Origin of the sequence: Sphingomonas baiyangensis (assembly GCF_005144715.1) — a bacterium.
Lineage (GTDB): Bacteria > Pseudomonadota > Alphaproteobacteria > Sphingomonadales > Sphingomonadaceae > Sphingomonas > Sphingomonas baiyangensis.
On the sequence record NZ_SWKR01000002.1, the window covers coordinates 249,516 to 270,894 of the forward strand.

Consider the following 21,379-nt stretch of genomic DNA (forward strand, 5'->3'; position numbering starts at 1 on the left):
TGGGCCGATGCCGGAGAGGTGTTTTGACCTAGGCCGTAGACACAGGAAGCGGACTGACAGCTATCGCCCATTTCGGGCATTACGCGGTCCTCAGCCGCCGCCCACAAGCCGACCTCTAGGCTTCAGTACCCGAGGTTCGCCGCCACCACGACGATGCACATGCCGAAACCGAAGATAAGCCCCCATCCAGCCATAGCGATCACAGCAATATACATCATCGGTTCGCCGCGCCGCGAGTAGGTTACACCCTTCACCTTAATCATCTTCCGGCGAAGTCCGAAGTAAAGTCTATTCGCCATGAACGCAGCGAAGGCCGTGAAGAAAAACAGGTAAAGCGCGCTCTCAAGCATCGCATCGAGCGTAGCAGCCTATCGTTGGCCTGTCACAATCATCTGCTATTGCTATGTCCGTCGACCAAAAGCGGTCGGTCCGCAAACCTGCCCATCTCAGACATTCGGCCGGCAACGCTCAGGCGGTCGTTGATAGGTTCACGCCTCAGAACGTCTTGGCGATGCGGACGTTGAAGCGCGGATCGGCGTCGCCCGTGTCGTAGCGCGGCCCCGAGAGCGGCACCGCGATCTCGAAATCGGCCCCGAGGCCGTTGCCGATGAAGGTGCGCACGCCGCCGCCCGACGACGCGAGCGAGCCGCTGCCGCGCCCGCCTTCCAGATTGGTCACGCGCCCGCCATCGGCGAAGGCGTAGAGCTGTGAGCGACGCACGAGACCGCCCAGCGGCTGCTGCCAGTTCCAGCGCAGCTCGCCCATCGCCATCGCGCCCTGATCGCCCGATCGCTCGTTGTAGTTATAGCCGCGCAGGAACGCGCCACCACCGAGGCCCACTTCCTCGGCAAGCAGCAAGGGCTCGCTCGAAAGCTGGCTGCGGCCCGCCACGCGGATGCTGAAATCGCTGCCCAGATCGCGGATGTAGTCGGCCCACAAGGTCAGCGTCGTGAAATCGGCCGGCGCATCGTCGCGCGAGGCGAGCGGATCGCCCAGCCGCGTCGCGTTCAGCCCCGCAAGCCCGCGTGACAGCGATGCATTGGCGCGCAGCCGCCCGCCCACCAGCTCGACATGGCCGTACAGCCCCACGCGCATCGCGAGGATGCGGTCGTGGCGTGCCAGCGCGCCGCCGCGATACTGGCGCAGGTCGCGCAAGCCCAGCTCGCTTTCAAACCACAGGCTGGCATCCCGCCGCCGCCACAGCGGCTGAAGCAGCGTCACGCCCGCGAACCAGCTTCGCCCTTCGAGATCGCGCTCGCGCAGATAGGCGCCCGGATCGGTCGCCGAGATGGTGCCCACCAGCCCCAGTTCGGTGCCCGACGAATCGACGCGCACGGCATAGCGGGCGCGGCCATAATGCAGCTCGCCGAAATCGAACGGCGTGGTGACATAGGTGACCGCCAGCGCATCGCCGGCAACGGCGAGGGCTGCCATGTCGACATCGAGCCGCAGCTGTTCGGGGCCGATCGGGCGCGAGCCGTCATTCTCGAACACGACGCGCCCGCTCAGCCGGTCGGCGTCGACGCGCACCTGCAACACCCCCTGATTGCCATCGCGCACGAAGCGGCTGGCGCGCACGCGTATGCCGGGCAGGTCGCCCGCGAGCAGCAGGCGCCGTTCGACTTCGGCGAGCGTCGCGGGCCGGCCGTCGGCCAGCGGCGCGAGCGCCGCCTCGACCGCCTGCGAGGCATCGCCCTGCACGTCGATCCGGTCGATGCGCCCTTCGTCGACACGCACCGTCAGCACGCCCGTTTCGACGCGCTGCGGATCGATGACGGCGCTGGCGAACACATAGCCGCGCGCTCGCGCCCGCGCCGCGACGCGCCCCGCCAGATCGGAGAGCGCCGTGCGATCGAGCTCGCGCCCGACATGCGCGGCGACGATATCGGCGAAATCGGCGGGCTGCAGGACCTCGAGCCCCGAGAACATGATTGCGCCGACGAGGATGCGCGTATCGGCAGGCGCCGCGTTGACGCGCGCGACGGGCACCTCGACCGGCGCGGCCGGGCGTGGCGGCGCGGCCCGCTCGATCGGCTCCTCGGCGCGCTCCTGCCGGTCGGGCTGACCCGGATCGACGCGATCGAGCGCGGGGGGAGGGCGGTCCTGCGCCGATGCCGCTTGCGGCGCCAGCGCGGCAGATGCGGCGAGAAATGCCAGGGTAAAACGAGGTACGCGCATCGCCAGTCCGGTCTCCGATACTCGGTAGACAGCGGCAATATCGCCTAAGCCGTTACAGAATCGTCAAGTTTAGCCCGCGTTAACCATGCTGCGGAACAGGCTATCAAGCGCTCGGCGCTATCAGGCAGGCTGCACAAAAGGGGCATTTGCATGCAGTTCGGCCTGAAGACCTTGAGCGGCACGCTGCTGTTGCTGTCGAGCACCAGCGTGTACGCACAGACCGGCGGCTGGACGGTGAGCGAGGCCAGCGGCCGCGTAATCGTGCGCGACGCCAATGGCGAGCGCGCAGCGCGGCGCGGCATGGGCGTGCCCGCCGGCACGATGCTGACGACCGAGGCCGGCGCCCGCGCGGTGATCGTGCGCGGCAAGGAATTCGTCACCGTGGCCCCGGCAAGCCGCATCCGCGTGCCCGCCGCGGCCGAAGCGAAGGGCGTCGTCCAGATCCTGCAGGACTGGGGCAACGCCGTGTTCAACATCGGCAAGCAGAAGAACCCGCATTTCGCGGTCGAGACGCCCTATCTCGCCGCCGTGGTCAAGGGCACCACCTTCTCGATCACCGTCGGCGAGGCCGGTGCCTCGATGCAGGTGATCGAGGGTGCGGTCGAGGTCGCGACAAATGATGGCGGCGCGCGCGATCTGGTGCGGCCCGGCGCGGTCGCGATGGTCGCGGCAGGCGACCAGTATCGCCTTACCGTGAACGACGGCGCGACGCGCGTCATCGATTCGCCCGCGCGCCCCGCCGCGCCGGCCGATGGCGCGGCCGCGCCGGCAGCACCCGCGGGCACCGTCACGCTCGCTGCCGCCGCGCCGGTGGCTGCGACGCAGGCGACGCCCGTGGCGTTCGGCGCGCTTTCCGATTCGATCGTGCTCACCGAAGCGATCGCCGCCGCCCCCGCCGATCTGCGCGACACCACCAACGGGCTGCTGCGCGGCACCGTGGTGGCGGCAGTGAGCGCGCTGGTCGCCGAAGCCGCGACCGGCCGCGGCGAACCTGTTCCCGTCGAGGTGGCGCCCCCGGTGACGGTGGAGCCGCCAGTCGTCGCCGCGCCGCCTCCACCGCCTCCGCCTCCGCCTCCACCGCCGCCGCCGCCGCCGCCGCCGCCGCCGCCGCCGGTGCCGCCAGTGCCGGAGCCAGAGCCCCAGCCCGAGCCGGAACCGCAGCCCGAGCCGGAACCGCAGCCCGAGCCGGAACCGCAGCCTGAGCCGGAACCGCAGCCCGAACCGGAACCGCAGCCAGAGCCTGAGCCCGAGCCGGTGCCTGAACCAGAGCCCGAGCCCGAACCACAGCCTGAGCCCGAGCCGGAACCCCAGCCGGAACCCCAGCCGGAGCCCGAGCCGGAGCCTGAACCCGAGCCCGATGACGGCGACAACGGTCATGGGAACGACGAGGACGGTCACGATCACAGCAATCCGGGCAAGGGGCCTGGTCCGAAGCCAAAGCCCGACCCGAAACCCGAGCCCGACCCGAAACCCGAGCCCGAGCCTGAACCGGAACCCGAGCCGGAACCCGAGCCCGAGCCCGAGCCCGAGCCTGAACCGGAACCCGAGCCGGAACCCGAGCCCGAACCCGAGCCGGAACCCGAACCCGAACCTGAGCCTGAGCCTGAGCCTGAGCCTGAGCCTGAGCCTGAGCCTGAGCCTGAGCCTGAGCCTGAGCCGGAACCCGATCCGGATTGGTGGGACGACGATCGCGACGACGACGATGACGACGATGACGACGATGACGACGATGACGACGATGACGACGACGATGACGACGACGATGACGACGACGATGACGACGACGATGACGATGACGACGATGATGACGACGATGATGACGACGATGATGACGACGACGACGATGACCGCGATGATGCGGCGCCGGCCGAATCGCTGCCGGACGGGTCGGACGATGGCCTGCTCGATGTCGTCGAGGACGTCGTCGAGGACGTTACCGAGCCCGTCCTTCCGTTGCTCCCGCGCCTTGGCGCAGGCGGCATGAGGCAGGAGTTCTAGTCATCGCACCGTCGGCCGATCCGCATCGGGCGCTCGTCGCGCGCCGCCCTACCCGCGCGCGCCGGCTGCGGCCGATCGCGCTGCTGCTGGCGGCGCTCGCCGGCCTCGTCGTCGGCTGGGCAGGGCTGGGTGCCGGCGCCGAGCGCACGCTGCAGCAATTGCGCTTCGCGGCGCGCGACATGGCGGCGAGCGGCGACCTGGTGATCGTCGAGATCGATGCCGCGTCGCTCGCGCGCATCGGACGCTGGCCGATCCCGCGCGAGAATCATGCCGCGGTGATCGATCGGCTGCGCGCCGCCAACGCCGCGATGATCGCCTTCGACGTCGATTTCTCGGCGCAATCGTCGGCCAGCGGCGACGCGGCGCTGGCGTCGGCGCTCGCGCGCGCCGGTGACGAGGTGGTGCTGCCTACGCTCGCGCAATCGGCGGGCAGCGGCGGCGGCGTGATCGACCTGCTGCCCGCTCCCGCGTTCCGACCACACGCCGCGCTCGCGGCGGTGAGCGTGCTGCCCGATGGCGACGGCTATGTCCGCTCGGCGCCGCTCGGTATCGTGACCGCCGGCGTTCCGCGCCCATCGCTGTCGGCCATGGTCGCATCGGCCGCCGGCAGCGTCGGCGAGTCCTTCGCCATCGACTATGCGATCCACCCCGCCACGATTCCCCGGCTGAGCTTTCTCGACATCCGCGATGGTCGCTTCGACCGGGCAGCGGTCGCCGGCCGGCGCGTGCTGATCGGCGCGACTGCCGTCGAGATGGGCGATCGCTATGCCGTGCCGCGCTTCGGCGTGGTGCCCGGCGTCGTGATCCAGGCGCTGGCCGCCGAAACGCTGATGCGCGGCACGCCGGTTTCGGCCGGCTGGTGGCCGTTATGGCTGCTCGCGCTGCCGCTCGGCGGCGCCATCCTCTGGCTCGGCCGGCGGGCGTCGATCGCGGCGATCGCGCTCGCGCCCGTGGTGCTGACGGGCGCCGCGCTGTTTGCCGAGCAATATTGGGCGACGGGCCTGGCGCTCGTGCCCGGCCTGATCGTGCTGACCGGTGCGTCCGCCGTCGCGATCGCGACACGCGTTGCCGAGGGATTGCAGGCGCGTCGCGCCGCCGATGCCGCCACCGGGCTGCCCAATCGCGTCGCGCTGCGCGCGACCGGCACGCGCGCCGGCGGCGTCACCATCGCCGCGGTCCGCATCGCCGGCTTCGACCGGCTGGGCGCGGGGCTGCGCACCGAGCAGCTCGCGCAGCTCGTCTGCCGTGTCGCCGATCGCGTTGCGCTGGTGGCGGCGGGCGCCACGGTCTACCGCATCGAGGATCGCCTGCTCGTCTGGGAAAGCGACGTCGCGCTCGACTGGCTTGCCGATCGCTTCGAGGCGTTGCGCGTCGCGATGCTGCGCCCCGTCGAGGTCGATGGCCGCCGCGTCGACGTGACGCTGGCGCTCGGCGCCGCGATCGATCCCGCCGGCGATCCCGATCGTGCGGCGGCCAATGCCGTCCTCGCCGCCGACGCCGCCGAGGAAGCGGGCGATCCGTGGCGTTTCCATGCCGGCTCGGTCGAGGCCGAGGTCGAGCGCGAATTGTCGCTGCTCGGCGAGCTCGACGAGGCAGTCGCCGCCGGCGAACTCGAGGTGCTGTTCCAGCCCAAGCTCGATCTGCGCGCCGATCGCATCGTCAGCGTCGAGGCGCTGGTCCGCTGGCGCCACCGCGAGCGCGGGCCGCTCAGCCCCGACCTGTTCATCCCGCTCGCCGAGAAGGGCGGCCGCATCGACGGGCTGACCTTCTATGTGTTCGATCGCACGATCGAGGCGCTGCACCGCTGGGCCGCCGCCGGCCATCCGATCGTCGCGGCGATCAACCTGTCGGCCCGGCTGGTGACCGCGCCCGATTTCATGGCCGCGCTGGCCGATCGCATCGCCGCGAGCGGCGTCGCACCCGAGGCGCTGATCCTCGAGGTCACCGAATCGGCGGCGATGCACGATCCGGCGGGGGCGGCAGCGGCACTCGCGGCGATCCGCGCGCTCGGCGTTCGCATCTCGATGGACGATTACGGCACCGGCCAGTCGACGCTAAGCTATCTGAAGCGCCTGCCGCTCGACGAGCTCAAGATCGATCGCAGCTTCGTCCAGCACGCGCACAGCGATCGCGGTGATGCGGTTCTGGTGCGCTCGACGATCGACATGGCGCACGAACTGGGGCTCAAGGTGGTGGCCGAGGGGGTCGAGGACGAGGCCTGCCTCGCTTGGCTGCGCGCCGCCGGCTGCGATCTGGCGCAGGGCTATCACATCAGCCGCCCGACCAGCGCGGGCGCGGTGCTCGAGCTGCTCGATCAGCAGCAGCGCGCGGCGGCGGCATGACGCTCCGCCGCGACTGAGGCCAGCGGGCGCCGCCGGACGATCCGGCAACGCCCGCCGCCTCTACGCTTACTCCGCCGCCACGCCGGCAGCCGCGAACATGTCGCCGCCATTGTCGCCGTCATTGGCGATGGGGGCGGTGCGCTTGGCGGTCTGGCGCTTGTCGAAGCTCGACCACACGTCGTTCCAGTTCCCCTTGGTCGCGCCCTTCGAATATTCGGTCGCGCGCGTCTCGAAGAAATTGGCATGCTCGACGCCGTTGAGCAGCGGCGCCAGCCATGGCAGCGGATGCTCGTCGATCATGTAGATGGGCTTCAGGCCCAGCTGGTTCATCCGCCAGTCGGCGATGTAGCGGATATACTTCTTGATCTCCTTTGGCGACATGCCGTTCACCGGACCCATCTCAAACGCCAGGTCGATGAACGCATCCTCCAGCCGGATGGTGGTCTGGCAGACATCGGCGATGTCGTCCTTCACCGCCTTGGTCAGGCAGTTGCGCTCCTGCGTGAAGGCGTGGAACAGCTTTATGATACCCTCGCAGTGCAGGCTCTCGTCGCGGATCGACCACGTGACGATCTGGCCCATGCCCTTCATCTTGTTGAAGCGCGGGAAGTTCATCAGCATCGCGAAGCTGGCGAACAGTTGCACGCCCTCGGTAAAGCCGCCGAACATGGCGAGCGTGCGCGCGATATCCTCGTCGGTGTCGACGCCGAAATTCTGCATGAAGTCGTGCTTGTCCTTCATCTCGGCATATTCGAGGAAGGCGCCATATTCGCTCTCGGGCATCCCGATCGTGTCGAGCAGGTGGCTGTAGGCGGCGATGTGCACCGTCTCCATGTTGCTGAACGCCGTCAGCATCATCTTGATCTCGGTCGGCTTGAACACGCTGCCGTACTTGTCGTGATAGCAGTCCTGCACCTCGACATCGGCCTGCGTGAAGAAGCGGAAGATCTGCGTCAGCAGGTTGCGCTCGTGTTCGGAGAGCTTCTGCGCCCAGTCGCGGCAATCCTCGCCCAGCGGCACTTCCTCGGGCAGCCAGTGGAGCTGCTGCTGGCGCTTCCAGAACTCGAACGCCCAGGGATATTCGAAGGGCTTGTACTGCTTGCGGGCTTCGGTGAGCGACATGGGGTTACTCCGGTCTCAATATGCAGGGGCGGAAGCGGCGCGCTCCCACGAAAGCTGGGCGGTGGCGAAGATCGCCAGGATCAGCCCGAGGGCTGCGGCCATCGTGCCCGCCATGCCCGATGCGTAGCGCGCCTGCGGCGTCGCGCGGCCGCGCAGGCGCACGAGCAGCCACAGACCCGCCGCGGCGGCGATCAGCGCGATCGCGTACATGATGGCGATGGCGAGCGTCATGCGGCCAAACGCCAGCGCAAGCGTTCAGCCGGCGTCACTACAGGAGAACGACCATGGCCGATCTGAACGACGTTCGCGAACATATGGAAGTCATCGGCGCCGACGGTGCGCATGTCGGCACCGTCGATCGCGTCGAGGAAGGGCGCATCAAGCTCACCAAGAAGGATTCGGGTGCCGAGGTCGAAGGCGCCGAGGGCGCGCATGCCGGCCATCACCATTTCATCGACGGCGGCCTCGTCGCCGGTGTCGAAGGCGACAAGGTGCGCCTCAGCGCCAATGCCGATGTCGCGGTGGCGTTCGAAACCGAGGAAAGCGGCGACCCCGTCTGATCCGGTCGGTCCGTGCCGGGGCGCTGCTCCCGGCACGGCCGCACTTACTGGCAGGCGAGGCATTCGTCGTAATCCGTGCTCTCGCCCAGATCGAACTTGGGCTTCTCGATTGTGTTGTCGGCCTCCACCCCGCCGGCGAAGCCCGCGCGCTGCACCGACTTCGAGCGCAGATAATAGAGCGACTTGATGCCCAGCTCCCATGCGCGGAAGTGCAGCATCAGGAGGTCCCACTTCTCGACATCGGCGGGGATGAACAGGTTCAGGGACTGCGCCTGGTCGATATAGGGCGAACGGTCGCCGGCCAGTTCGAGTACCCAGCGCTGGTCGATCTCGAAGCTCGTCTTGTAGCAGTCCTTCTCGTCCTGCGTCAGGAAGTCGAGATGCTGTACCGATCCGGCGCGCTCGAGGATCGAGTTCCACACCGCGTCCGAGTTCTTCGACTTCTCGATCAGCAGCTTCTCCAGATACGGATTGCGGATCGAGAAGCTGCCCGACAGCGTCTTGTGCGTATAGACATTGCCCGGAATCGGCTCGATGCAGGCACTCGTGCCGCCGCAGATGATGCTGATCGACGCGGTGGGCGCGATCGCCATCTTGCAGCTGAAGCGCTCCATCACGCCGGTGTCGGCAGCGTCGGGGCAGGGGCCGCGCTCGACCGCGAGTTGCATCGACGCTTCGTTGACCGCGGCGTTGATGTGGCGGAAGAAGCGCAGATTCCACGACTTCGCCATCGCGCTTTCGAAGGCGATGCCGCGCGCCTGCAGGAAGCTGTGGAAGCCCATCACGCCGAGGCCCACCGAGCGCTCGCGCATCGCCGAATAGCGCGCGCGCGCCATCTCGTCGGGCGCACGCTCGATATAGTCGGTGAGAACGTTGTCGAGGAAGCGCATCACGTCCTCGATGAACTGGCGGTCGCCGTTCCACTGGTCCCACGTCTCGAGGTTGAGCGACGAGAGGCAGCACACCGCGGTACGGTCGTTGCCCAGATGGTCGCGGCCCGTCGGCAGCGTGATCTCGCTGCACAGGTTCGACGTCGAAACCTTGAGGCCCAGCTCGCGGTGATGCTTGGGCATCGCCGAATTCACATGGTCGCTGAACACGATATAGGGTTCGCCCGTCGCCAGCCGCGTCTCGACCAGCTTCTGGAACAAGGCGCGCGCATCGACCTTGCCGCGCACCGATCCGTCCTTGGGGCTCTTGAGTTCCCACTCGTCGCCCGCGCGCACGGCTTCCATGAACGCATCGGGAATCAGCACGCCGTGGTGCAGGTTGAGCGCCTTGCGGTTGAAGTCGCCCGAGGGCTTGCGGATCTCGAGGAACTCCTCGATCTCGGGATGGCTGATGTCGAGATAGCAGGCGGCCGATCCGCGGCGCAGCGATCCCTGGCTGATCGCCAGCGTCAGGCTGTCCATCACGCGCACGAAGGGGATGATGCCGCTGGTCTTGCCGTTCAGCCCCACCGGCTCGCCGATGCCGCGCACATGGCCCCAATAGGTGCCGATGCCGCCGCCCCGGCTCGCCAGCCACACATTCTCGTTCCACGTCTCGACAATGCCTTCGAGGCTGTCGGGCACCGAGTTGAGATAGCACGAGATCGGCAGGCCGCGCCCGGTGCCGCCGTTCGACAGCACGGGCGTCGCGGGCATGAACCACAGCTTCGATATATAGTCGTACAGCCGCTGCGCATGCGCGCCGTCATCGGCATAGGCGCTGGCGACGCGCACGAACAGGTCTTGGAAGCTCTCGCCCGGCAGCAAATAGCGATCCTTGAGCGTCTCCTTGCCGAAATCGGTCAGCAGCGCGTCGCGCGAATGATCGACGTCAACGGCATAGAGCCGCGCGTCGATCGACTTCGAATCGCGCTCGGGCTTGCGCCGCGTCGCGTCGGGCGTGGCAACCGCGGGATCGGCGAAATCGGTGCTGTCGTTCACTGCTGGCGCTTCCCTGAAATCCATGACTAGCCCCGTTCCTCGTCCTAACCGAATCGGGGCAGGCCCCGATGCTACCACCCCGCGCCGCGCGCGAGAACAAAAAGCGATCATGCCGGGTGCAAGGGCGGCATCGCCAAGCCTCCGCACCATATGTGGTCGGCATTGCGCTATACCAGCCTTAGGGTCGGCCCCCCGACGTGACCACAACAGATTGTGTAGAAATGGCCGCGAGGGCAACCGGTAAATACGCCGTTTGCGATGAGCCGCACGCTGTCGCCCGCCGGTCGGGTGGTGCGACGCATGGACGGTCCTGCCCTCCGCCAAATGCAAGAGAACGGAAGGGGAACGAAAAAATTTGGCATTATTATACTCCCCATGCCCAGCCCAATTTGGAAGTGCTAAGTGATGGTTTCTGACCGAGTCTGGAGCCTATGAGACATTATGCAAAAGATTGGATTGTCGGAGCTCGCTGCGAGCCTGGGGTGGATCGCTAGCGTCCATGAAGACATCAAACTATTTGGAATATTCGCCAAGGAAATAGGGGTCAGCGATGACCGTTTTTCAATTATAGAAGAAGAGTACTACAAGCTAATAGGTTCCTTGGAGTATATGATCACCCTGTCAGAAACGCTTAGATTGAATGTTACCCCGGAGGTTGCAAAAGATGGGTTGAATGCCGCGAAGAGGGCTATTTTTGCTTCCGACCGAGAGTCCGGGATTAGGGGCGTTCGATTTAACATACTAGATTTAGGGATATTACGATCGTCTCTTAGAGATATAGTCATGGCTATTGAAAAGGAATTAAGAGGTCGAAGATCCTATTCTTTAGAGCCTGCTATTTTACCATATTACGATGCTCTAGGCATGTTTTCAGAAACGCTAGACAAGTTTCCTGCGTCATCAAGGGAGGACATCGAGCACGCAGGAAAGTGTATAGCGTTTGGTGAGGGAACCGCCGCTGTGTTTCATTTGATGAGGGCAATGGAAGCAATTGTCAGCGGAATCGTGGCGCTGGGCGGTCTTTCCGCTAACCCAGACAAAGAGTGGGGCAAACTTCTGTCCGACATTGGCCGGCATACGGAATCTCTGCCTCAATCTAATCCACAGGAAAAGGCTCTAAGAAACAGGTGGTCGGCCTGCCATAAAAATTTGTATCACGTTAAGCAGGCAGTGAGAAATGACACTATGCACCCGAAGCAAACGTACACTACAGAGGAGGCAAAACAGGTCTTTGATTCTACTCGCGCTTTCGTGCGCGAGCTGGCGACATTGATCTAGCTATTTCTTTGTCGCCTAACGTGATGATTCATCGCCCTATCGGCTTCTACGGGGTTTAGTTCGCCAGCCTAGATTAGCCTTTGAGCCTCGCGCGTGCCGCCCCGTCGCCGGCAGCGGGGCGGTTTTCACGCGCAACGCGCAAACGCAAACGGCCCGGAAGCGGTGACGCCTCCGGGCCGTTCGATCGACCGGCGCTGTCGCCGGACAGCGGCTTACTTGACGTGCGCGCTCAGATGCTTGTTCATCTCGAACATCGTCGCCTTCTTCTTGCCGAAGATCTTCTCGAGCTTGTCGTCGGCCAGGATCTCGCGCTTGTTCTCGGGATTCTGAAGCTCGTGCTTCTTGATATATTCCCACATCTTGCTGACGATCTCGCTGCGCGGCATCGGGCCCTTGCCCACGATGTCTGCCAGCTCGGGCGAAAGCGTCACCGGCGTTGCGATCCCGCCGCGTGCGCCGCCCTTCGAACCAGTTGCTGCTTTCGCCATACGCCCCCCAAATCACTCTCGCCCGCGCACTGTGCGTCGGGCGTTCCACGAGTAGCGGCCGATAGTCCCCGGCCAAGGATATAATATCAAGCGCGAAATCGCTGCCGCACGGGGCAGGGCGGCGTCACCGCCCCGCGCCTGTGCTTTCGCGGCAACAATCGCGCTTTAGAACCCCGCGCGCACGCGCACGCCGTAGAAGCGCGGCAGGCCCGGATAGCCTGCGAAATTGCCCGTCTGCTCGGGCACCGCGAAGCCGGTGATGTTGAAATACTGGTTGGTCAGGTTCTCGACGAAGAACTCGAGGCTGCGTGAGCGGTCCTCGCTCTGCACGCCGATACGCGCGTTGATGATCGGATAGCCCGGATTGAAAACGCCGATCGGCTGCCCGCCCGAGAAGCGCGGGTCGCAGCCGCCCGGCCGTGTCAGGCTCACCGTGGGGCAGGCGATGTTGACCTCGCTGTTGTAGCGCATGTCCACGTGCAGCAGGCCGTTGATGTTGTTGGTGATCGGCGGCGTCCACGTGGTTGCCAGCGACACGACGTGGCGCGGGATGTTGAGGAACTGGCGCCCCTCGAGCCCCGAAAGCGGCGTGCCCGCGAAGTTGTTGCTGCGGTTGTAGAACGCCTCGTTGTAGGTGTAGCCGGTGCGGATGATGAGCGAACGAGTCGGCTGGATGATGCCTTCGGCCTCGACGCCCTTGCTGGTCGCATCCGGCACGTTCTGCACGACGAAGTTGTTGCCCGAGAAGATGAGCGACTGGAGCCCGCGGAACTTCTGGTAGAACACCGCCGCGTTAAAGGTGAACTCGCGGCTCGGCTGCATCTTCACGCCCAGCTCGAACGCGTCGACCACTTCCTTGTCGAACTCGAGGTCGGTCGCCTGCGGCCCGTCGCCGCCCAGCACCGCGGTATCGAACGATGCCTGGTCGAGATTGTAGCCGCCCGATTTGAAGCCGCGATCATAGCTGATGTAGCTCAGCACCTCGGGCGAGAGCTTGTAGGCCAGCTTGGCGGTGCCGGTGATCTGGCTGTCTGATCGCTCGTCGTTATACTGACCGTTGAACTCGGTGTTGATCGCCGGGTTGCAGCTCAGCAGGAACAGGTTGGCGAACAATGCCGGGCTCGCCGCCTGAATCGCGCCGCGATAGATCGCCGCGCGCGGATCGTTGCCGAGGAAGAAGCCGCAGCCGCCGGTATTGTTGTTGATCGAGGCGTCGAGCCGCTTCTTCTCGTAGTTCCAGCGCGCGCCCAGCGTCAGCGACAGGTCGTCGGTGATGTTGAAGATGTTGTGCGTGAAGATCGCGAAGGCGTCGGTCTTGACGCGGAAATCGTCGTTGTTGTTGCCCTGGCCCGCCTGGTTGCCCGAAAGCGGAGTGTTGAGATAGGCGAGCAGCGCCGGATTGGCCTGCGCGGCGGCGAGCAGCTGCGGGCTTTGCAGCAGCAGCAGCTGGCTGAACAGCGGCACCGTGCCCGCCGGCAGCGCCGGACCGCCCGAGACCGAGCCGATCAGCTGCGGCAGCGTCGGCACGTTGAACGATCCGAAGAACTGCGCCGGCCGTCCAATGCCACCGCCCGCCGGCGGTGCCGAAAGCGCGCCCGCCAGCAGCGTGTCGACATAGGCGTTGGCGTCATTGCCGACGCGCACCGTGTCGCGCAGGCTGTTGGTCTCGTTGAGGTAGAAGCCGCCGATCAGGAAATCGAGCGCGCCGTCGAATGCCGATCCCTGGAAGCGGATTTCCTGCGTGAAGTCGGTCAGGTCGCTGCGATAATCCTCGCGATAGGCGCGGTCGACGCCCGAGAAGTCGATGTCCTGGTCGCGTAGCGCGCGCCATTTGCGATAGGCGGTGATCGAGGTGAAGTTGATGCTGCCGAGCTCGGCATTGAGCTCGCCCGACACGCCCCAGTCGCGCACGCGCTCCGAATAGCCGCGATTCGGCGAGATCGCCTGGATACGGTCCGATGGCGCGCCGGTATAGAGCCCCACCAGCCCGCGCCGCCCCGCCACCTGGTTGAGCACCGTCGCCGGCCCCCCGCGCGAGACGCTGACCGCGCCGCAGCACTCCTCGTCGGTCTCGTAATAGTCGCCGATCAGGCGGAAGGTGACGGTGCCGCCGTCGTACAGCGCCTGACCGCGCGCATAATAGCGGTCGATATTGTTGATCGAACGGTCGCTGTTGGCGTCGTCGATATAGCCGTCACGCTTGCGATAGCCGCCATCGACGCGCAGCGCGAAACTCTCGGATACGGGGCCGGTCAGGCCGCCGCGCAGCTCGATCGCGTCGTAATTGCCGTACACGCCCTCGACATAGCCGCCCAGATCGAACTGCGGCTGTGCGGTCACGACGCTGAGCGCGCCGGCCGAGGTATTGCGCCCGAACAGCGTGCCCTGCGGGCCGCGCAGGATCTCGACGCGCTCGAGCTCGGGCAGCTCGGCCAGCGCCACGCCCGCGCGCGCACGGAACACGCCGTCGATGAATACGCCGACGGCCGGCTCGAAGCCCGGATTGTCGCCCGCGGTGCCGATGCCGCGGATCGACAGCGACGAACCCGTCGCCGCCGATTGGCCCGTGGTGGTCTGGAGCGAGGGGGCGAGCTGTTCGAGCCCGCGAATGTCCTGCACATTGGCGTTGTCGAGCAGTTCGGCGCCCACCGCCGTCACCGCGATCGGCACGTCCTGCACCGTCTCGGCGCGGCGCGTCGCGGTCACGACGATGTCGTTGGCCGAGCCGAAATCGTCCTGGTCGACCGACGCCGAGGCGACGGGGTCGCTTGCTTCGCCGGGCGGCGTCGTCACCGTCTGTGCGTGGAGCGGCGCGGCGGCGACCAGGCCTAGGGCGCTGGCGGCGAGCAGGCGGATCTTCATCATGCGGCGACATCCCCTCTGTAATGGCAGCCGGCGCATCATGACCGGCGTTTATTCTTGCTTGTAACCCGAGCCTAGCGCGCCAATTTTCACGGCGTCAATCGCCAAACGCCTGCTTTGCCGCGGGTTTGCGGCAGTGTTGCCCGCGCGCTACGGCGGGACTTTGGGTCAGGATGGGAAAAGCGGCGCGCTTTCCGTAGCGTCATCGCAGCTAACAGGGGAAAATCGAGAATGAGTGACGCGAAGCCCGCGCCCGAAGATGGTGATCTCATCGCAGCGCCGCCCGTAGTCGTGGTGCCCGATGACGTGGCCGAAGCGATCCGCACGCTCATCCGCTGGGCGGGCGACGATCCGACGCGCGAGGGGCTTGTCGACACGCCGCGCCGCGTGGCGAAGGCGTGGAAGGAATATTGCAGCGGCTATGCCGATGACCCCGCGCACCATCTCGAGCGCATCTTCGAGGAGGTCGGCGGCTATGACGAGATCGTGCTGCTGCGCGACATCCCGTTCCAGTCGCATTGCGAGCATCACATGGCGCCGATCGTCGGCAAGGCGCACATCGCCTATCTACCCAACAACTGGGTGGTCGGCATCTCGAAGCTCGCGCGCGTGCTCCACGCCTATGCGCGCCGGTTGCAGGTACAGGAACGCCTGACCGCGCAGGTCGCCGACTGCATCTGGGAGAAGCTCCAGCCCAAGGGCGTCGCCGTGGTGATCGAGGCGACGCATGGCTGCATGACCGCGCGCGGCGTCCGCACGCCCGGCGTGTCGATGACGACCAGCCGCATGATGGGCGTGTTCCGCGACGACGAGCGCAGCCGCAAGGAAGTGCTCGCGCTGATGGGCTGCGGCTGAATGTTCACGCGCTACGGAACGCCGCGTCCGCCGCGTCGTTGGCCGGATATGCGATATTGCCTGCCCCCCGCGCTGCTGGCGCTTGCCGCCTGCGGATCGATCGAGCGTACCGAGCAACTGCCCCAGGCCGATGCGCCATCGGCTTCGGGCATCGAGGCGGCGACCGCGCTGCCCACGCCGTCGCCCACGCCGAGCATCGGCGTAGCTCCCATGGCGGCACCCGGTGGCGATGCGCCGCTGCCGCAGCCGATGACCGCCGCCGACCTTGCCGCCGGCGGCGTGCGCGGCGCCGGGTGCACCTTCGCGACCGCGGAGGGCGCGATGCTCGCGGTCACACCCGATCGCGCGATCGCGCGCGTCGCCGGCGCCGTCGCGGCGTTCGACGTGCCGCCCGGCGATCTCGCCTCGGTCGAGGCCGGACCGACGCTTACCAGCGATACGCTCATCGCGCGCGTCGAGCGCGAAGGCGGCGAGGGCGCGGCGCGAAGCTGGCCCGCGACGATGACGATCGAGGCCGTCGGCGGCACCGGCCGCACGCTACGCGGCGAATGGCGCTGCGCCGATACCGTGTCGATCGCTAGAGTCGGATGACATCACCACGAATCAATCTCCGTTCGTGCTGAGCTTGTCGAAGCACCGTCCTTCTCCTTGTATCGTAATCCGAAGAAACTACGGCCCTTCGACAAGCTCAGGGCGAACGGTTCAGGGTGACGTCATCATGCTCTAGCTGATCGCCTCGCCCGGCTCGCGCGCGGCGTTGGCGGCGGACAGCACGGCACGCACGCTCGCGGTCGCCACGTCCTCGTCGATGCCGACGCCCCAGCGCGTGACGCCCGCGGCATCGACGCATTCGACATAAGCCGCCGCGCGCGCATCGGCGCCATGGCCGATCGCGTGCTCCGAATAATCGGCGACGTCGAGCGCGATGCCGCAGCCGTCGCGCAGCGCCGCCAGCACGCTCGAGATCAGGCCGTTGCCGCGCCCGCTCACCGATCGTTCGACGCCGCCGATGCCGATATGCCCGGCGAACACCCGGTCGCCATTGGGCGCGCGCGTCTCCTCATAGGCCTGTAGCGTGAAATATTGCGCGGGGTCGAGCCGATAGGCGCGGCGGAACGCCGTCCAGATATCGCCGGCATCGAGTTCGCGGCTCGTTTCGTCGGCGAGGCGCTGCACGTGCCGGCTGAAATCGGCCTGCAATCTTTTGGGCAGCTTAAGTCCCTTGTCCTGCTCGAGCACCCAAGCCACGCCACCCTTGCCCGACTGCGAATTGACGCGGATGACGGCTTCGTAGCTGCGCCCCAGATCGGCGGGGTCGATCGGCAGATAGGGCACTTCCCAAAGGCCGTCGTTGCGCGCGGCCTGCGCGGCGAAGCCCTTCTTGATCGCATCCTGGTGGCTGCCCGAAAACGCGGTGAACACCAGTTCGCCGGCATAGGGGTGGCGCGGATGCACCGGCAGCGCGTTGCAATATTCGACGGTGCGGATCACCTCGTCGATGTTCGAGAAGTCGAGGCCGGGGTCGATCCCCTGCGTGTAGAGATTGAGCGCCAGCGTCACGAGATCGACATTGCCCGTACGCTCGCCATTGCCGAACAGACAGCCCTCGATCCGGTCAGCGCCCGCCAGCAGCCCCAGTTCGGACGCCGCGACGCCGGTGCCGCGATCGTTATGCGTGTGCAGGCTGATGATCGCACGGTCGCGGTTGGGCAGGTTGCGGCAGAACCATTCGATCTGGTCGGCATAGACATTGGGCATCGCCGCCTCGACCGTGGCGGGCAGATTGAGGATGATCGGACGCTCGCGCGTGGGTTGCAGCACGTCCATCACTGCCGCGCACACTTCGACCGAGAAATCGAGTTCGGCGGTCGAGAAGGTTTCGGGACTGTATTCGAAGCGCCAGTCGGTATCGGGCCGCTTCGCCGCCTCGTCGCGCAGCATCTTGGCGCCGGTGACGGCGATCTCGCGCACCTCGGCGCGTTCCATGCCGAACACGATCCGCCGCCATGCGGGCGACACGGCGTTATAGAGATGCACGATGGCGCTGCGCGCACCTTCGAGCGATGCGAAGCTCGTCTCGATCAGGTCGCGGCGCGACTGGGTGAGCACCTGCACCGTCACATCGTCGGGCACGCGGCCCGATCGCACCAGCCCGGCGATGAAATCGAACTCTGTAGCCCCGGCCGAGGGGAAGCCGACCTCGATCTCCTTGACGCCCACCTTCACCAGCAGATCGAAGAAGCGCTGCTTCTTCTCGGCGTCCATCGGATCGATCAGCGCCTGGTTGCCGTCGCGCATGTCGGTCGAAAGCCAGATCGGCGCCTTGGCGATGCTGCGCGCGGGCCATTGCCGGTCGGGCAGGTCGATGGTGGGGAAGGGGCGGTATTTGGTCGAGGGATCGCGCAGCATGGCCGGCCTTTCGCAACAGTCGCGGGTGCGGCCATCCGGGGCGCGCACCTGTCCAATCGGGTGGTTCGCTTCGCCCTTAGGGATTGCGCGCAGCCTGCGTCGTCACCCCTAAGGGCGGATTAGTCGCAGGGTAAGGGCACGCGGTGCGATCATGGCGCCTACATGCCATCGCTGCGCCGCCGGGTAAAGCCGGCAGACGTCGCTGCGATGAACAGCTTTCCTTAACGCCTGCGATTTTAGAATCGTTGCGAACGTTAAGTGCAAGGAATCGCCCGCAATGCTGCAACTCGTCTATATCAGCACGGCGACGCCGGGGCAGCCATCCAATGCGATCGACACGATCCTCGCGGCATCGCGCCGCAACAATGCACGCGATGCGATTACCGGGCTGCTCTATGCCGATGGCAAGCGATTCCTCCAGGCGCTCGAGGGCCCCGAAGCCGCCGTCGAAGCCGCCTATGCGCGCATCAAGGCCGATCCGCGCCATCGCGCCGCGGTGATCCTCAGCCGCCGCACGATCGACGCGCGCGAGTTCGGCGAGTGGGACATGGCGTATCGCGCGCCAGGCAACGACGCGGCAGGGTTCATGTCGCGCATATCGCTGCTCGCACGCGACGCGTCGCCGAGCGTGCGCGCGACCTTCGAGAGCTTCGCCGAGACGCGCCGCGCCGCCTGAGAAGGCGACGCGGCGTCAGACATTTTGTTGGCGAAAGCGGTGCCGGCCCGCTCCCCCACCCGGCCACCCACTAGCGTATCCTGATGGGTGGCCGGCTGGGGGAGCGGGCCGGCACCGTTGAAACAAGGTATCAGTTCTTTTCGAAGGCGATGCTGATGTCGAGCTCGACCTCGTCGGAGACCATCGGCAGCGCATAGGCGATGCCGAAGTCGCTGCGCTTGATCTCGGTCTCGCCGTGGAAGCCCACGGTGGCCTTCTTGTTCATCGGGTTAGTTCCTGCGCCGACAAACTCGGCCTCGAGCGTCACGGGCCGCGTCACGCCGTTGAGCGTCAGGTTGCCCGTCACCTCGGCTTCGGTGCCGTTCACCTTCACCGCGGTCGATACGAAGCGCGCATCGGCGGGGTTGGGGCCGAAGAAATCGGGCTTGCCGCCGTCCTTGCCCGCACGCAGCAGGTGATCGGTAAGGCCGGCGCTCGCCGTCACCACCTTCGAGACAGGGATCGTCACGTCGACCTTGGCGGCCCCGAGGTTCGCCGGGTCGATCGTCAGCGTGCCCGCCACGTCGCCGAACAGGCCGAAATAGTCGTTGAAGCCGAAGTGATCGACTTCCCATTCGATCAGCGCATGCGAGGGGTCGGCGGTATAGGTGCCGGCGGTGACGCGGCTGGCATCGGGCTGGCCGGGCAGTTCCTGCACTGCGCTGGCAACGAGCGGAGCAGAGGCGGCGAGGGCGAGGACGGCGATCGCTTTGCGCATGACGATGGGTTCCCTGTTGTGGACTGGCGCCGCCAAAATGGTGCGGCGGCGCCGGGAATCAAAGTCGCGTACGCAAACTCAGCGTTTCCAAACCTCCCCGGCACGGGAGGGGGACCGCGCCCGCAGGGCGGGGTGGAGGGGGAGGGCCGCAGGCGCTGTACCCACGGCCATCCCCCGCGCTCAGTTCTTCTCCTTGTCCACCAGCTTGTTCGCGCCGATCCACGGCATCATCGCGCGCAGTTCGGCGCCCACCTTCTCGATCGGGTGCGCGGCCGCGAGCTTGCGGCTGGCCTTGAGCTGCGGCTGGCCAGCGCGGTTGTCGAGCACGAAGTCGCGCACGAAACGGCCCGCCTGGATGTCGGCCAGCACGCGCTTCATTTCGGCCTTGGTTTCGTCGGTGATGATGCGCGGGCCGGTGGTGATGTCGCCATATTCGGCGGTGTTGCTGATCGAATAGCGCATGTTGGCGATGCCGCCTTCATACATCAGGTCGACGATCAGCTTCACTTCGTGCAGGCACTCGAAATAGGCCATTTCGGGGGCATAGCCGGCCTCGGTCAGCGTCTCGAACCCCGCCTGGATCAGGTGCGTGAGGCCGCCGCACAGCACCGCCTGCTCGCCGAACAGGTCGGTCTCGCATTCCTCGCGGAAATTGGTCTCGATGATGCCCGAACGCCCGCCGCCGACGCCCGAGGCATAGGCGAGCGCCACGTCGTGCGCGTTGCCCGTCGCGTCCTGATGCACCGCGATCAGGCACGGCACGCCGCCGCCGCGCACATATTCGCTGCGCACCGTATGGCCGGGGCCCTTGGGCGCGATCATGATGACGTCGATGTCGGCGGGCGGCTCGATCAGCCCGAAATGGACGTTGAGGCCGTGCGCGAAGGCAAGTGCTGCACCGGGCTTCATATGGCCCTTGAGGTCGGCGTCCCAGATCGCCGCCTGATGCTCGTCGGGCGCCACCATCATGATGACGTCGGCCCACTCGGCTGCCTCGCGGTTCGACAGCACCTTGAACCCCGCGGCCTCGGCCTTGGCGCGCGTCGCCGACCCCTCGCGCAGCGCGATGGCGACTTCCTTCACCCCCGAATCGCGCAGGTTCTGCGCATGGGCATGGCCCTGGCTGCCATAGCCGAGGATGGCGATCTTCTTGCCCGTCAGCAGGTTCAGGTCGGCATCGTGATCGTAATAGACGCGCATTCTCGAAATCCCTTCTGCATCGTCATCCCAGTTCAAGCTGGGATCTCAAGCCGCGGGCGCGCGCCCTGAAGCCGGAGACCCCAGCCTTCGCTGGGGTGACGGTTATGGTTGACTACGCCGCTTCGCGCCCGCGCGAGATGGCGACGATGCCGGTGCGCGCGACCTCGATGAGGCCCACCTCGCGCATCAGCTCGACGAACTTGTCGATCTTCTCCGATCCGCCCGTCACCTCGAACACGAAACTCGACGTCGTGGCGTCGACCACGCGCGCGCGGTACACGTCGGCGAGCCGCAGCGCCTCGATCCGGTGATCGCCCTTGCCTGCGACCTTCACCAGCGCCAGCTCGCGCTCGACATGCGCGCCGAGCGCCGTCAGGTCGGTCACGCGGTGGACGGGCACCAGCCGTTCGAGCTGGCTGATGATCTGCTCGAGCACGTGCGGGCTAGCCGACGTGACGATGGTGATGCGGCTGACGCTCTCGTCCTCCGACACGTCGGTCACCGTCAGGCTCTCGATATTGTAGCCGCGCGCGGTGAACAGCCCCGCCACGCGCGCGAGGATGCCCGGCTCGTTGTCGACCAGAACCGCCAGCGTATGGCGTTCGCGTTGTTCCTCGCGGATGTGCATGTCTACTTTCCTCCCCTCCCTGAAAGGGAGGGGGTAGGGGGTGGGTCTTTGGGAAACGAACCGGTGCCCCCGCCACCGACCCACCCCCGACCCCT

General features: G+C 66.4%; 18 protein-coding genes. 7 read left to right on the forward strand and 11 right to left on the reverse strand.

The window, feature by feature from the left end; all coding sequences use genetic code 11:
• Nucleotides 1-122 precede the first annotated feature (122 nt).
• Together FBR43_RS04225 and FBR43_RS04230 are read right to left on the reverse strand one after the other, a co-directional pair.
• Nucleotides 123-350 (reverse strand): hypothetical protein, encoded by a 228-nt coding sequence (locus tag FBR43_RS04225; RefSeq protein ID WP_136941993.1) that lies wholly within the window; start codon nucleotides 348-350, stop codon nucleotides 123-125.
• A 145-nt stretch (nucleotides 351-495) separates the two neighbouring features.
• Nucleotides 496-2,178, reverse strand: coding sequence for a ShlB/FhaC/HecB family hemolysin secretion/activation protein (locus tag FBR43_RS04230; RefSeq protein WP_136941994.1), 1,683 nt, complete (start codon nucleotides 2,176-2,178; stop codon nucleotides 496-498).
• Between the two features lie 150 nt (nucleotides 2,179-2,328).
• Here FBR43_RS04230 and FBR43_RS16045 point away from each other — a divergent pair, with 150 nt between their 5' ends.
• Together FBR43_RS16045 and FBR43_RS04250 are read left to right on the forward strand one after the other, a co-directional pair.
• Nucleotides 2,329-4,176, forward strand: coding sequence for a FecR family protein (locus FBR43_RS16045; protein WP_169542485.1), 1,848 nt, complete (start codon nucleotides 2,329-2,331; stop codon nucleotides 4,174-4,176).
• Between the two features lie 86 nt (nucleotides 4,177-4,262).
• A complete protein-coding gene (locus FBR43_RS04250) occupies nucleotides 4,263-6,518 on the forward strand; it encodes a putative bifunctional diguanylate cyclase/phosphodiesterase (protein WP_394344041.1) in 2,256 nt (751 codons plus the stop codon).
• Nucleotides 6,519-6,584: 66 nt separating this feature from the next.
• Here the strand turns inward: FBR43_RS04250 and FBR43_RS04255 are convergent, their stop codons facing one another.
• A complete protein-coding gene (locus tag FBR43_RS04255; protein ID WP_136941996.1) occupies nucleotides 6,585-7,640 on the reverse strand; it encodes a ribonucleotide-diphosphate reductase subunit beta in 1,056 nt (351 codons plus the stop codon).
• 15 nt (nucleotides 7,641-7,655) lie between these two features.
• Complete coding sequence (locus FBR43_RS04260; protein WP_136941997.1) at nucleotides 7,656-7,871, reverse strand: hypothetical protein; 216 nt, start codon at nucleotides 7,869-7,871, stop codon at nucleotides 7,656-7,658.
• A gap of 53 nt (nucleotides 7,872-7,924) precedes the next feature.
• Here FBR43_RS04260 and FBR43_RS04265 point away from each other — a divergent pair, with 53 nt between their 5' ends.
• Nucleotides 7,925-8,200 (forward strand): DUF2171 domain-containing protein, encoded by a 276-nt coding sequence (locus tag FBR43_RS04265; protein WP_136941998.1) that lies wholly within the window; start codon nucleotides 7,925-7,927, stop codon nucleotides 8,198-8,200.
• Nucleotides 8,201-8,244: 44 nt separating this feature from the next.
• Here the strand turns inward: FBR43_RS04265 and FBR43_RS04270 are convergent, their stop codons facing one another.
• The gene (locus FBR43_RS04270) at nucleotides 8,245-10,155 is read right to left on the reverse strand and encodes a ribonucleoside-diphosphate reductase subunit alpha (RefSeq protein WP_136941999.1); all 1,911 of its coding nucleotides are present in this window, start codon (nucleotides 10,153-10,155) and stop codon (nucleotides 8,245-8,247) included.
• A 417-nt stretch (nucleotides 10,156-10,572) separates the two neighbouring features.
• Between FBR43_RS04270 and FBR43_RS04275 the strand changes: the two genes are divergently transcribed.
• Nucleotides 10,573-11,409, forward strand: a complete 837-nt coding sequence (locus FBR43_RS04275) for a hypothetical protein (RefSeq protein WP_136942000.1) — start codon at nucleotides 10,573-10,575, stop codon at nucleotides 11,407-11,409.
• A 212-nt stretch (nucleotides 11,410-11,621) separates the two neighbouring features.
• On the opposite strand, the gene FBR43_RS04280 is transcribed toward FBR43_RS04275, so the two are convergent.
• Nucleotides 11,622-11,897 (reverse strand): SWIB/MDM2 domain-containing protein, encoded by a 276-nt coding sequence (locus FBR43_RS04280; protein ID WP_136942001.1) that lies wholly within the window; start codon nucleotides 11,895-11,897, stop codon nucleotides 11,622-11,624.
• Between the two features lie 165 nt (nucleotides 11,898-12,062).
• Entirely contained in the window at nucleotides 12,063-14,762 is a 2,700-nt protein-coding gene (locus FBR43_RS04285; RefSeq protein WP_136942002.1) for a TonB-dependent receptor, read from the reverse strand.
• A gap of 228 nt (nucleotides 14,763-14,990) precedes the next feature.
• On the opposite strand from FBR43_RS04285, the gene folE reads away from it, so the two are divergent.
• Both folE and FBR43_RS16050 read left to right on the forward strand, forming a co-directional pair.
• A complete protein-coding gene (folE, locus tag FBR43_RS04290; RefSeq protein ID WP_136942003.1) occupies nucleotides 14,991-15,614 on the forward strand; it encodes a GTP cyclohydrolase I FolE in 624 nt (207 codons plus the stop codon).
• 48 nt (nucleotides 15,615-15,662) lie between these two features.
• Complete coding sequence (locus FBR43_RS16050) at nucleotides 15,663-16,205, forward strand: hypothetical protein (RefSeq protein WP_169542487.1); 543 nt, start codon at nucleotides 15,663-15,665, stop codon at nucleotides 16,203-16,205.
• A gap of 132 nt (nucleotides 16,206-16,337) precedes the next feature.
• On the opposite strand, the gene leuA is transcribed toward FBR43_RS16050, so the two are convergent.
• Entirely contained in the window at nucleotides 16,338-18,023 is a 1,686-nt protein-coding gene (leuA, locus tag FBR43_RS04305; protein WP_136942006.1) for a 2-isopropylmalate synthase, read from the reverse strand.
• A 277-nt stretch (nucleotides 18,024-18,300) separates the two neighbouring features.
• On the opposite strand from leuA, the gene FBR43_RS04310 reads away from it, so the two are divergent.
• Nucleotides 18,301-18,699, forward strand: coding sequence for a BLUF domain-containing protein (locus tag FBR43_RS04310; RefSeq protein ID WP_136942007.1), 399 nt, complete (start codon nucleotides 18,301-18,303; stop codon nucleotides 18,697-18,699).
• A 130-nt stretch (nucleotides 18,700-18,829) separates the two neighbouring features.
• Here the strand turns inward: FBR43_RS04310 and FBR43_RS04315 are convergent, their stop codons facing one another.
• From FBR43_RS04315 to ilvN, 3 genes are all read right to left on the reverse strand, one after another.
• Nucleotides 18,830-19,456, reverse strand: a complete 627-nt coding sequence (locus tag FBR43_RS04315; RefSeq protein WP_136942008.1) for a YceI family protein — start codon at nucleotides 19,454-19,456, stop codon at nucleotides 18,830-18,832.
• Between the two features lie 180 nt (nucleotides 19,457-19,636).
• The gene (gene ilvC, locus FBR43_RS04320) at nucleotides 19,637-20,656 is read right to left on the reverse strand and encodes a ketol-acid reductoisomerase (protein ID WP_136942009.1); all 1,020 of its coding nucleotides are present in this window, start codon (nucleotides 20,654-20,656) and stop codon (nucleotides 19,637-19,639) included.
• A 112-nt stretch (nucleotides 20,657-20,768) separates the two neighbouring features.
• The gene (ilvN, locus tag FBR43_RS04325; RefSeq protein ID WP_136942010.1) at nucleotides 20,769-21,284 is read right to left on the reverse strand and encodes an acetolactate synthase small subunit; all 516 of its coding nucleotides are present in this window, start codon (nucleotides 21,282-21,284) and stop codon (nucleotides 20,769-20,771) included.
• Between the last annotated feature and the right edge of the window lie 95 nt (nucleotides 21,285-21,379).